Origin of the sequence: Arthrobacter humicola (assembly GCF_022803015.1) — a bacterium.
GTDB classification, from domain to species: domain Bacteria; phylum Actinomycetota; class Actinomycetes; order Actinomycetales; family Micrococcaceae; genus Arthrobacter; species Arthrobacter humicola_A.
In genome coordinates, this window is sequence record NZ_JAFKON010000003.1 from 148,223 (window position 1) to 161,517 (window position 13,295).

Genomic DNA, 13,295 nt, shown 5'->3' on the forward strand with positions numbered 1-13,295 from the left:
CTCCCGATTGCCCGGCGGCAAATATGCAAACGCATCAGCGGCTCAGGGCCGGGACAACAGTCATTTTGAAACTTCAACCTGCCACAATTGATAGTCTTTCGCGCTCCGCTGCCACCACACGTCGTGCAAGCTCGACCTCGGATACGTCAACCGCGTCGGGAGCCTGCTTTGCGATAAAACTGTCCCGAGCGAACTCGTCAAAGAGCTGCCTCTTATCTTTCAGAATGTCGCGGATGCGCTCGTCGACGCTGTCTTCCGTAAGCAGACGGTGCACCTGGACGGTGTCGGTCTGACCCATGCGGTGAGCTCTCGCGATCGCCTGTGACTCCATCGTGGGTTTGATCTGCGGCTCGCAGATCACAACGACCGATGCCGACTGGATGTTCAAGCCGACACCGCCCGCGGTTATCTGCGCAACGAGGACGGCGCCGTTCCCGGCCTGTGAGAAGCGGTCAACGAGCTTCTGTCGATCCGCTGCAGCGAGGGATCCGGTGAGGGGGCCGAAGACCTGACCGGGTAGTAGTCGCGCGACCTGGTTCAGGACTTCTCGGAAGTATGAAAAGACGATAATCCGTCGTCCATTAGCTTCGGCTTCTCCTGCAATCTCTAGCAGTCGGCTGACCTTCATGGATTGTTCCGACATCATGGCGGCGCGTCGCATTAACATGAACTGGCCTTCCCTTACCGCTTGGCCGTAAGTCAGCTCATCAGAGTGTGACATCCCCATCCACTCGTCTATCTCGACCACTTCGGGAAGCTCTGTGAGCACATCCTCCTGGTTACGGCGTAGGTAGGCTGGCGCGACATGCTTGCGAAAAGCCTTGGCGAGATATTCAGGCGCTTCCTCCGCGAGGTCGGGGCGGATATAGCTGATCAGATTGCGGAACTCGGCGACACTGTTCTCCAATGGCGTGCCAGTCATCAATATTGCGTACGTCGTGGAGTTGATGATCTCGGCCGCTGCGAGCGAGCGCTTAGCCCTGGGATTTTTGATGTAGTGCGCCTCATCGAGAATGACGCCCCCCAGATCGACTCCGCTCAGGTACTCCTTTGCCCACGGCAGGAGATCATATGTGGTGACGGCGACGCCGCCGTTCTTGGCCCACGCCTTTGCCGCGTGGTTTCGCTCCCATAGCGTGCCGTGGAGGCGTGAGGCCTTCAACTTGGTGTGCTTTGCTGTCTCGCGAGTCCAGTTACTAACGACCGCGGCCGGACAGACAACGAGGAAATGCGATTGGCCGCGCGCACGGAGGTGGGCGAGCACGGCTAGTGCTTCAACCGTCTTACCCAGCCCCATCTCGTCTCCGATGATCACCTTTTCTTGCACAAGGGCGAATCGTGCACCGAAGCTCTGATAGGCGCGAAGCGAGGCGGTGAGATAGTCCCGCTTCAGTTCCTTGGCGCGCACTGCTTCAACGATCTCTTCCGGGAGATCGCCGTGCATGCTCTTCTCATCCTCGGTCATGAACCCAAGTTCGGTGAGCATGCCGAAGTAATCAGCCGGTCGGGAGAGGAAATCGGTCCAAATGCTTGCAGTGCCGGAGGGAGGCACGAGGCGATTCAGCGCGTCGTGCAATATATCTGAAGCGGCTGGGGGGCTTTTATGAACTTTCCCTTCAATGATCACCAGAACCCCGAGGGGGGTAAAGCTACTCTTCTTCTTGATAAGTCGAGTTAGACCTTTTGCCAGCGCCACTTCGTCCTTAGTCGGGCTGAACTTCCGTGCGTTGTCCCAGCGCGCGAGCGACTCTAGTAGCGCGGTAGTTGCCTTTCCCTTCCGCTTTACGTCGATACGGACGGGAGTCTCCTCTCGCACAGCCTCGAAAAGACGCAACGACGCCTGAGCGATAGGCCGCGCAGTGGCTTCGCCAAGACCGGGCAAGGATTTCAGTGAATAGCCGTCTTGAAAGCGCAGAACGTCCCAAACGTTGTGCAGCTCGTAGTCCTCCAACGGAGCAGTCCGAAGCTGCCGCTGTGGAGCTGCTTTGCGTAGGACTTCGAGATCCATCGCCTTCAGCGCCTCGGCAACGTCTCCAGCGCGGACTTTGTCGGCCGCTGCACGTGCCTCAGTCGCTGCCTCTTTCGCGGCGTTCTCTGCGTTGGTAATGAGCGGGAGCTTGGCCCACGCGCCCTTCAGCAATTCGAAGGGGAAGATCTCGGCGATAGTGTGATTCGCGGGCAGGTAGGCTTTCAGCCCGAGGGAGGGATCGAGTAACTGATTGGGCTCAGTCGGCACGTCCTGGAGGTTGACAGTCAGTCGGGCCAGCTGCGCTTTGACGAAGTTGGCGGCCTCAAAGGCTTCCAGAATAACTTGGTGGGCACGCTCACATTTTCCTCCAGCCTCGCACTCCCAGTCGGAGTTGAAGCCGTCACCAACCACCGCGGCGACCCGGCTAGCCAGCGCTGCGGTTTCAGTCAGGAACTCGCTGTCTTTTTCAGTGAGCGCGGCGTCCCGAAGCACAGTGAGGCTGGCAACCAAGACTTCGCTGCTCTCGTGCAGTGGGAGCAACCTCATGGCTGTGCGGCTGATCTTAATGGAGGCCGAGTCCTCAATCAGTTGCTGGACCGTGGCTTTCGAGTTGGCCAATGCATCCTCGCGAGTGGCGTGAATTTGTTGCACCAATTCCGGCCAACCTAGGACGTCCTGGTAGAGAACTGCGACCTCCTCTCGCTCCTCCTTGAGCAGATTCCCTACCCGATCACAGGCCGCTACGACTGCCTGCCCCTCGCCCGATGCCAACAGATCCGCATGACCCTGACCTAGCAGAGACGCAGATTCATGGGCACCTTGGCAGCCGTCCGCATCGCATGAGCTGGGATCGAGGAGGTGCCGAGCTTCCGGGCTATGCGACTCTCTTAGGTTTTGGACCCTCGCCGCAGCAGTGCGCTCGATTTCTGAGAGAGCGCCGGTCCGGGTCAGAGGCAGATGTTCGGCCTCGATCAACGCGAGTGACGCTGCTATCCCCCACTCTTCAAGGTCATCTAAAGCGGTGCGCAGTCGCGCCCGCTCATCCTCCATCTGTTCTTGTATGCGGGCACCGGCCGCCACAACTGCCTGCCCGCCGCCCGATGTGACCAAATCCAGATATGCCTCATTCAAGAGCGAGCCGGCTCGGTGAAGGCCACCACAATGCCCAGATTCACACGAGGCGGGGTCAAGTAGCTGCCGTACCTCAACGCTGTGTTCAGCTACGGTTTCTCGAATGGTGGCCGCCGCCGTTCGCTCTCCTTCGGTAAGAGCGTATGTCCTCGTTAGGGGCATATGTGCGGAGCAGCGCAACACTAGTGAGGCTGACCGATCCCACTCCTCAAGGTCATCCAACGCCCCGCGAAGTCGCTCCCACTCCGCTGATCGCGCTGTCTGGAGCCGTTCGGCCACGCTAAGTATGGGGTGATTCATTCCGTGCGCGGTGAGTGAGGCGTGCAAAGCTGCCAGTCGTGCTGTTGCTTCGTGGGTCTGCGAGCACAACTTGCTGCTGCAACTCATCTCCGCTGCAACAATGTTATAAATACCAGCATCTGTATCGTAGGTTTGGATGAGGGCCTGAATGGCGTTCGATTCAGACTCCGACAGTACCCCTGCAGGATTGATTGGCATGTGCTCCGCGGCGAACTCGGCCTGCTGTGCGGCCGCTCGCCAGGTCGCCAAATCTTCAAAGATCTGAGGCAGTCGGGAGCGCTCACGCGAAAGTTGAGCTGACACGCGCGTCGCGGCAGCACTTATCCGCTCTGCAGTCCCGCCCTTGCGTCCAATGATCTGCGCTTCGTGTAGAACGCTGGTGGACCCGTGGGCCCTAGCGCAGGCGCCTGCCGCGCACCAGGAGGGATCGAGAAGCTTCATCGACTCATCGTGGTGCTCATTAAGAAGGTCGATGAGTGCTAGCCCAGCTCTACGCTCGTCGTCTGCGAGGGCCCCGTCTCGGGTGATTGGCAGATGAGAGGCCTCATGGAGCATCTGTGACGCCCTGTTTCCCGTTGTAGTCAGGCTGCTCAGAACGTTAGCGAGGTCGTCGCGTTCAGCGACTCCGCGTGCCGTTAGTTCATTCTTGAGTTGCTCGAGACGTTGTGGGGCGCCGATCGAACAGTACCAATCCCGGAAGTGAGCAAGTCGGGCAGCGGCGTCCTGGGCGGGTCGGAGTCTCTTGCCACTCATGAGCCACGTTGACTGTGTCAGACGGTCGGCTTCGTCGGGATCGCCGGACTCACCTGCCTCCTCAACCCGGACCAAGAGATTCCAGTCGTCGTCCGCTAAGTTGGCTGGGCGTGAAAGCGGTAAGTGCGCAGCGAGTTGCCGGATTTCTTCGACTGTGTGGATCCAACCCCGCACTTGTTCGATAAGCACGCTTAACTGTTGGCGCTCGGCGCGCTTCATCGAGCCCCCCATGGCAGTATTCTTCAAGATGGTTGAAGGTCCGACGCGAAATGGGCCGGCTGGATAGCATCCTACGCGAAGCTGGAGGAAATTAATTGAAGCTAGAGGACTTGGCGCCGGGCCTGCAGATTACTGGCGTAGTTCCTCATGAGGTAGTGCAGGTGATTTTCGGTCAACCTCATGGTCAGGACGCAGTTGAGCTGACGTACAAGACATCGTCCGGCGCCTTGGGACAGCGCGTGATGTTCCGGCGTGATGAGGATGCGCTTGCGGTCTCAACTTCGGGAAGCCGCCCATTCGACGCTTCTTCCATCGACTTCAAAACCGTCGCTGAGGCGCAGAGAATTAAGCTCGCAGGTCTGTATGATCCAATGCTCGCCGTCGCGACGAGTAACGTTCAGCCGCTTCCTCACCAGATCCGCGCCGTATACGGCGAGTTGTTGCCGCGCACCCCCTTGCGATTCCTGTTGGCGGATGACCCAGGGGCCGGGAAAACGATCATGGCGGGGCTCTATATCAAGGAGCTGATCCTTCGTGAAGACGTGCAACGGTGTCTCATAGTCGCGCCGGGCGGTCTGGTTGAACAGTGGCAGGACGAGTTGTTCTTCAAGTTCGGCCTGTCATTTGAGATCCTCACAACGCCCATGATTGATACAAGTCTGGGCAACGACATCTTTGAGAATCATCATCTGCTTATCGCGCGCATGGACCAGCTCGCACGCAACGAGGACCTCCAGCAGCGGCTACGGAATAGTTACTGGGACTTAGCGATCGTAGACGAGGCGCATCGAATGGGTGCGCACTACTTCGGCAACAAGTTGGAAAAAACCAAACGGTTTCAACTCGGTGAGCTGATCGGCGAGGTATCTCGGCACCTCCTCCTCATGACCGCGACGCCGCACTCAGGTAAAGAGGAAGACTTTCAACTCTTTCTTAGTTTGCTCGATAAGGACCGATTTGCCGGTAAGAACGGGATGTCCGTCGACACCAGTGACGTCATGCGCCGAATGGTTAAGGAAGACCTTTTAACGTTTGAGGGTCGCAAGCTCTTTCCGGAAAGGATTGCCGAGTCTATCCCCTATGAGCTGACCGAGCGGGAGAATGACCTGTACCAGCAGGTGACCGACTACGTTCGTAACGGCATGAATCGAGCAGCCAAGCTTGATGGCAAACGTCGTAACACCGTCGGTTTTGCGTTGACTGTTTTGCAACGGAGGCTTGCTTCGAGCCCAGAGGCGATTCACCGTAGTCTGGTGCGTCGCGCGCAGCGACTGGACTTCACTAAGCGTGGCATTGAGAACGGCACGTATCGCGAGGATCGCGATGTCCTCAGACCCGAGCGCTACAAGTACATAACTTCGGACATCGATATCGTCGAGGTGTCTGCCGAAGATCTCGAGGAGTTCGAAGAGAACGTAGTTGACGCTGCGACTGCCGCGGAAACGATCGCAGAGCTGGAATCAGAGATCCAAGAGCTTACGTCACTAGCGGAGGTCGCGAGGGAAGTACGCGACCGCGGGGAGGACAAGAAGTGGTCTGAGCTTCGCTTGATCCTTGAAGACAACGTCATGCCGCTGGATTCCAGTGGGGAGCTACGCAAGCTCATTATCTTCACGGAGCACCGAGACACTCTGAACTACCTCATGGAGCGCATCACGCACCTGATTGGTCGCCCAAAGGCTGTCGTCGCGATCCATGGTGGCATTCGCAGAAACGATCGCCGTGCCATAACCGAGGAGTTCACTAAAAATCCGGACTGCCAGATAATGTTGGCAACGGACGCAGCGGGCGAGGGTTTGAATCTCCAAGCCGCGCATCTGATGGTCAATTATGACTTGCCTTGGAATCCAAACCGCATCGAGCAGCGTTTCGGGCGTATTCATCGCATTGGGCAGACGGAGGTTTGCCGGTTATGGAACCTCGTCGCCGCTAATACGCGGGAGGGCGAGGTCTTCACAGCGCTGCTCAACAAGATCGAGGAGCAGCGGAGAGCCTACGGTGGCAATGTTTTCGATGTCCTAGGTTCGGCTTTTGCAGATACGCCCCTTCGGGAACTGCTGATTGAGGCAATTCGCTACGGTGAACTCCCTGAAACCAAGGCACGTATGCACCAGGTTATCGACCGAAGCGTGTCCGAGGGGTTGCAAGAACTGCTCAACGAACGCGCCCTAGCCAACGAGCACCTGTCCGATGCCGATCTTGCCACCCTCCGAGCGTCGATGGATGAAGCCCGTGCTCGTCGTCTTCAGCCTCATTACATCGAGCTGGCTTTCAAGGAGGCCTTCACTCGATTCGGCGGCAAAATAGTGAGGCGGGAGAAGGGCCGCTTCGAGATTGGTCATGTGCCGTCCATGCTTCGCAACGGCAAGTACGGCCCCGTCGCCACGAGATATGAACGTGTGACTTTCGATCTAGGCCTCGTACACGATGACGAGGGAACCAGCGCGGACTTGCTGGCACCAGGTCACCCTCTCCATGATTCGGTGATGGACCATGCAGTTACCACCCTGGCCGGAGTTCTCAACCGGGGCACGGTGCTTGTCTCCGCAAGAATTGAGTCGCCCTGCCTACTCGTAGGGGTTGTCGAAGAAATCGTCGACTCGTTGGGCGCTTCGGTCGCGCGCAGATTCGGTTACGCCTATGTAAGTGAGGACGGCGCAGTCACCGACGCCGGTGCGGCTCCCTACCTTGACTGCATGGCGGCGCCCGACGTTGCCTCCGTTCGCCGGGCGAAGGCACTTCCGTGGCTACACAGTGCAGAATCAAATGCGGTGAGCTGGATTATCGAGAACGAATTGCCCAGCTACCTTACAGCTATCCAGCCTCGCCGATCGGCCGAACTCGACAAACAGCGTGGGTTGGTCGAGGCACGTCTCAAATATGAGATTGAACGACTTCTCTCGGAGGCGGTGGCCGCAGCCGAGCGGGAGAACCTTGGGGAGAAGCTGAAAGAGTCCTCGGAGAGCTTGAGCCGAAAGGCGACGGACCTCCAAACGCGACTCGACCGTCGGCTCGAACTCATCGACCAACAGGGCAAAATGTCCACCAAATCGCCGCTAATCGTCACAGCAGCGCTTGTTCTTCCTACTGCGATGCTTGATTCCGATGTTCCTACCGATGGCAGGCCGATGAGCGGGGCGCCATCAACGATCGTTCAGCGTCGCAGCATTGAGCTTGTGCTCGCACAGGAGCACGCAATTGGCCGGGTCCCACAACTGCAAGCGAGCAACACTCATGGCTACGACATCCTGTCGACCGACCCTGTGTCCGGTCAGACCTACCGCATTAAGGTCGTCGCACACGTTGCTGAAGCGGCCGATTTCTGGGTCACACACAATGAGGTTGTGACGGGTAAGAATGCTCGACCCCACTATCGCCTTGCTCTCGTTCGGCTTGATTCAGCACACTCAAGTGGCGGTGACGTCCGCTACCTTGACAACCCCTTCGTCAACGTTGAAATCAACGATTTTCAGGCCACAGGGCATGCGGCGAACTGGCACCGTAGTTGGACGCGCGGGAAGGCTCCTTTCTGACACCTGGATATAGGCAACTGCAACGGCCGCGCCGCTTCACGGCGCGGGAACCGTTATTGTAGCGCTTCCCTATTCAGCTCCTTCGCAAGACCGTTCTGAAAGTAACCAGAAGCAAGGCCGGGTCCCCCAGTACGGCCGGGACCTCCACCGCCACCACGGCGGTCGCAGCCGCACCGCTGTCGGTTGCCGCTTCAACGACCACCGGCGCGGCGGGGGTCGGCTCAAGGAGGGTGACGGTTGGAGCTCGGACGGCAAGTACACCTATAGGAGAAATTCCACACATACCTTCACCAACGACATTGGCATCCGTGAAGATTTCGAATACAGCGACGACGACGGCGAACGTAGCAAGAATACGAAATGGATCAAGGACGCTCCGGGAATTCTCAACTTGCTCCACGAAAACCGACCATGGAAGTAACCGCGACCAGGAGAGTCGGCCTGATTTCGGCCTCTCCCCCGGTCATGTAGTCGCAACGCTGACAACGTGCCGGCCATTATTCCGGCTGCGATCGGCCCTTCCACCGGCAACGCGGAGGGTGCGAGACGGTGGCATCACCGGCATAGAGGAGGTAATAAGGCTCCGGAAAGCCTGCCGGGGCTTCCCGGGATCGTGGCTTCGCCTTTTTCGATAGTGGATCAAGCGCCGAATCGGGTCATTATGGCTGCACCGTAATCCAGGGAGCGAAGAAAGTAAATCACTGCCTTTGCGACGTCCTCTAATGACCGTCAGAGGCCCTCGACTGCTAACGCGCGCACCAGTCGCACACAGAGATGTATGCGGTTCTCGCTATCCACTAGCCGGCCGCTCTCGAGAGTCTGCTGGATCAGAACCCGCTGGTGTCCGTCACAGTCGAACGCTCTCAGAGCCTTGGCGACTTTGACCCCGACGGTCTCATCGTCGTCCGAAAGGGCCAGTTCAAAAGCGTCGTCATCAGAACGAATCTCGATGCGGGACTTCTTGAGCATGAGGCCTGGGTCATCGCGGTGCCACCAACGTGGTTCCTCGGCATCAGAACCAAGCGAGCCGTGGACCCAGGCTGCACGTAGCAGCGCGTCGCTGAAGTACGCATTGTAGTTGCTACCGTGAAGCATTCTGAGGCGCTGATAAGAGAATCCGCCGGTCGCGCCGTCGTAGGTGCCGTTGTAGTAGCCGTCGCCCTTCGAGCTGCGGGCGCCGGAGTAGCGGACAAGGTAGTAGCGCCAGTCATAGAAGTTGCGGGACTCGCGTTCAGCGAGCCACTGGGCGCAGATCGCATCGAGGGCGTCGCTCGGCCGGTTAGTGCCGGTTTCCGCCCGTACGGCGACGTCGTCCAGCAAAGCCCCCAGCGGCTCGCGGATGTTGGCGAGATTCGCCCGGGACCCCGTGGTGAGCATGTCAGTCCAGGAGTCGTCCTTCTGGGAATTTCCGAGCTGGCGACGCCTTCCCTCCCAGCCTACATCGCGTGAGTAGTCCCCTTTTGTGAGCAGAGCGGCGCCCAGCAGGTCGCGCAGTTCCGGTCGGCTCAGGTCAGCGAACGCTTCAGCCCGCGCTTCCAGCATGGCTGCATCGAGCTCGAACGCCATGATTCGCCCACGAACCAGTGGGTGGTCTTCGAGCTGATGCACGGCGTCAGTGGCTTCTGGGTGCTCCTCCAGAAACGACCACTTGAGGACTTCATCAGCGACCCAATCGCTTCGGAAAGCCCCTGAATCCTCTAGGTCGCCATGAACGATGAGCTTCTCGGTCTGCGCGACGTAGGCAGGCATGCGATTTAAGTCGAGGAACGCTGCAGTGATATTGCGTAGAGAACGCAGGCGCTTGGCAATTTCGTCCTGGCTGATCGTGCCGGTGGCCTGTCGGGCGAGCAGGACTCCGAGAAGGAGCAGCGTCTCTTGTGCCGTGAAGTCGGTTCCGTACCGGAGGATGCAGCCGCCGAACAGATCAGGCGCTGTGGAGAAGAGCGGAACCGGTCCTGTCCCGACGCCGCCGGCGGTGAACAGCTTGCTGAACTCGGCCCTCGGGTCGGAAGGAACCCTCATATTGCTGACGGGATCGGCGCCAATCCACGTGTCGAACGCGTGGAAGAAGAAGTCTAGATTCCGAGTGGCGTATTCGTTGTCGGGGTCGGCGAACGCGAGTCGGGCTCGTTCCTCGATCGGCCAAAGCCTTCGCGCCTGCTTGTCGTGCCACTTTCGGTCAGACTTCCCGTCGCGCCACTCGCAGATTTCAATAATGAAAGTGAGGTACCGCTCAAACTCGTCGTCGATCTTGTAGTCGCTCGCCGCTCGCTTCTCGTACTCCCAGAGCAGATCGGCCCAGGCGCCGTCAATGCTGTCGAGGAGGTGCTTATAGCGGTCAGGGTCGGCTGACTTAATGATGCTTTCGAAGTCCGCCTTAAAGACTTCAAACGTCGTCAATGGCTTCCCACGCGAGTTCATCTTGATATAGAGGTCTTCGCCGTGGGCGATATCGACGACTGGGAGGAACAGGAACCAGATGGCACTGTTCTCGACGTCGGCAGGGCGAGCGGCGAGCCGGTCCCAGATGGCATCGATTTCGTCGGTGCGCGAGTCGAGCCGTCGATGGATCGCGTCGAGGATGACGAGCATCGAAGCGATGGTCGGGTCGTGGCGCCACGGGTAGACGTACCACGGCTGGTCGCTGATCCAGGCCGATGGAGAAGTCGGGCCGCCGGGATACGGGTTGCTGGCGATTGTTCGGGTGAACTCTCGGGCTGTCGGCCGGGTCGAGTAGGAGAAGCGCAGCCATGGGGCGACCGGGTCGAGCTTGTGTGCGCGCGAAGCGACGTACCAGTGCAGCAAGAATAGGGTAGTGAGGCGTTGTTGGCCGTCGAGTGGCTGCAAGACTCCGGCTCGAACGTCGCCGTACACGAAGTCGAGGCCTATGTGCCTGTCAGTCGTGGCAGCTTCGATGACCCTGTCAAGGAAGCGGTCCCGGAGGGCGCTGACATCCTCGTCTGCTCGGCCCTGCGCGTAGTCACGCTGGATGATCGGGATCTCGATCTTAGTGATGGCGGGACGGTCTCCGAAGGGTTCGTCGAATAAGGCGAGGAACGTGGTTGGGTAGCCCTTCATGCATGGACCTCTTCAGCGGGAAAGCTCTCTACAGTGAGGAAGCGCGCTACTTTGTCGATCAACGCAGTGAGGTAGTTGGCCTGATCCTGGGGACCCCATAGGGAGAGTTGCTGGTCGGCCGCGGTCGTGTAGTACTTCAGGAAGACGTTACGGGTGCAGGGCAGGATGTAGGCTCCATTCTGGTCGAGCTCGATTACTTGTTCCCTTTTGAGGGCGAAGACCGCATTGTTCAGCTTGCTGTTGAGGTTGCGTTGGAGCAGTGCCAGGTTGCCGAGTCCGTGTGTGTCCTCATCGGTGGAGTCGGCGTCAGGAGCGCTGAACAACGTCAGGACCTGCCGGAAGATCAAGTCAAAACTCCGCTCATCGGTCTTACCGTCGGCCATGGCCAGATGTGCGTTAATCTTGTCGAGGAGCTCGTCTACATCGGCACGCTGATCTGGCGGCCAGTGAAAGTCTTTGATCTTCTTCTTGTGCGCCCGTAGCCAGTCTCGACGTTCGATCTCTTTCTCGAAGGCTTCGGAGTTCTGTGCGTGGATGTGTTCCAGCGACCAGTTATCGACGTAGGCGTGGAACGAGAAACGGCTCCCGATGTCGCTGCTGCCGAGCACCGTCTCGATATTCATAAGGAGCAGTACGTCGGCACACTTGCCGTTGTCCTTCCCGTAGCGCAAGAGGGAAACCTTGTCCGTAGTGAGATCAAGGCGCTCGCGTGTTCGGTTAACGAGGGCCTTTTGAAAGACCGAGTGCGTCCGGGATCGGGATAAGTCGATGAGTTCTTGGATCGAGTCACCGACCTGTATGAGGTATCCGATGCGGTGGTAGAGATAGCGGTCTTGAAACCATCCTGTCAGTAGTCCGTGGCGCTCGACGACGTCGCGCCAGAAGGCGGTCGTTCCCCGCTTGGCGATGTCCTCCTGGACTTTGCTGAAGGTCCAGTAGCGGGGCCGTTCTCTTAGACCCACCTTCGGTGTCATGGACTCGAAGAGGAAGTCGATGTGGGTCGATCTTTCGGTCGATGAGCGGGTGAGGAATGCCCAGAACTGCGGATCACGCAGATCCCTCTCGAACCCGTCCCATTGGGCAGCGATCTCGTCCTGTCGCCCCGGCTGGCCGCCGGTTGCGCCGCTGTTTGATAGCACCAGAGCCTTTATCAACTCCGAGTCCGTCAGCGGGATGCGATCACGGTTAAGGCGCGTGAAGAGTGCGGTGGCGTCGGTGCCTGGCGGCGCCTCGTACCAGATGACATAAACCCAGTTAGCAAGCGCTGTGTGGAAATTGATAGCGGCCTGTGTGGCGTTCGGCTGTTCGTCGAACCACTCTGCGATGACGTCGTACGCCTGGGCGATGTGGTAGTAGTCGATGTTCTCGTCACGGCGGGAGACATCGAGAGCCTCCAGGAATTCGCGGCTACCTTGTCGGGTTTCGTATGTGAGCAGATACTCCAACCTGGAGTCTGCGATTTTCGTGGCGACGTATGTCGTGATCAGGAACAGGGTTGTTAGGCGCTGCTGGCCGTCGACGAGTTCCCAGCTCCCATCATCGCGCTTTAACACGACGATCGGCTGGAGGTAGTAGTCGGTGGGCTCTCCCCTGCCGGCTTCGCGCTTGTGGGTCTTGACATCCTCCAGAAGTCGGCGCACTTCGTCGCGTCCCCACCGATAGCCGCGCTGGTAAGCGGCGACGAAGAACTCCCCCTGGATGAACGGCTTGTCGCCATCGCCCCTCATCACGAGCCGGGGCTCAATCGTCGCCTCCGATCGAGCTGGTTGGTCAGCGTGTTCTCCCATAAGAAGACACTCTAGTGGGATGCTATGACAGACTGCGGCGGTTGCGAGGTCGGGGGTCAGGGCGACGGGGATGCGCAGCACAAAGCTAAGTCCTGACAGAGCCGGCAGCGTCCAGATCCCCCGCACCGAAGTGCCCAGTCCCGCGCCGCAGAGCTTACCCGCGGGGTTCGCAGGCGTGTCAGGGCTTTCGTTTCCCGGCGTCCGGTCAAAGGTCCCATCGGAGACCGGTTCCGGACTTCGGCGTCTCCGACGCGCCGAGGGACATCGATAACTGCCACAAAAAGCCGCCAGCCGGAGTATCGGCACCTAAACTCTCAAAAGTCAATCCTTGTCAACAGAAGAATGACAAAAAGCCTCTGACCCGCGGAAACACTGTGCCCGAGGTGGGACTCGAACTGCATTCCAGCCCCTGCGAATACTGGGAAGAGGCGAAAACAAACGGGATCCGGAGCAGTCCGACCGATCTAGGACCCGATCCGACGCGAAAAGTGTTGACACTGTCAACAGCCTGCTTTCGGCCCTTTC

The 13,295-nt window shown here is 58.9% G+C and carries 5 protein-coding genes; 1 reads left to right on the forward strand and 4 read right to left on the reverse strand.

Going from position 1 to position 13,295, the window contains the following annotated elements; genetic code table 11:
• Positions 1–73: 73 nt before the first annotated feature.
• A complete protein-coding gene (locus tag ARTB_RS08220; RefSeq protein ID WP_243178687.1) occupies positions 74–3,841 on the reverse strand; it encodes a DEAD/DEAH box helicase in 3,768 nt (1,255 codons plus the stop codon).
• A gap of 626 nt (positions 3,842–4,467) precedes the next feature.
• Between ARTB_RS08220 and ARTB_RS08225 the strand changes: the two genes are divergently transcribed.
• Positions 4,468–7,905: a helicase-related protein gene (locus tag ARTB_RS08225; protein WP_243178697.1), complete on the forward strand. Its 3,438-nt coding sequence runs from the start codon at positions 4,468–4,470 to the stop codon at positions 7,903–7,905.
• 73 nt (positions 7,906–7,978) lie between these two features.
• On the opposite strand, the gene ARTB_RS08230 is transcribed toward ARTB_RS08225, so the two are convergent.
• The 3 genes from ARTB_RS08230 to ARTB_RS08240 all read right to left on the reverse strand — a co-directional run bounded on the left by ARTB_RS08230 (position 7,979) and on the right by ARTB_RS08240 (position 12,851).
• Complete coding sequence (locus tag ARTB_RS08230; protein ID WP_243178699.1) at positions 7,979–8,305, reverse strand: hypothetical protein; 327 nt, start codon at positions 8,303–8,305, stop codon at positions 7,979–7,981.
• Between the two features lie 329 nt (positions 8,306–8,634).
• Positions 8,635–10,983: a DUF262 domain-containing protein gene (locus tag ARTB_RS08235; protein ID WP_243178702.1), complete on the reverse strand. Its 2,349-nt coding sequence runs from the start codon at positions 10,981–10,983 to the stop codon at positions 8,635–8,637.
• A complete protein-coding gene (locus tag ARTB_RS08240; RefSeq protein WP_243178705.1) occupies positions 10,980–12,851 on the reverse strand; it encodes a DUF262 domain-containing protein in 1,872 nt (623 codons plus the stop codon). Before ARTB_RS08240 ends, ARTB_RS08235 begins: the two co-directional genes overlap by 4 nt.
• Positions 12,852–13,295: the final 444 nt, after the last annotated feature.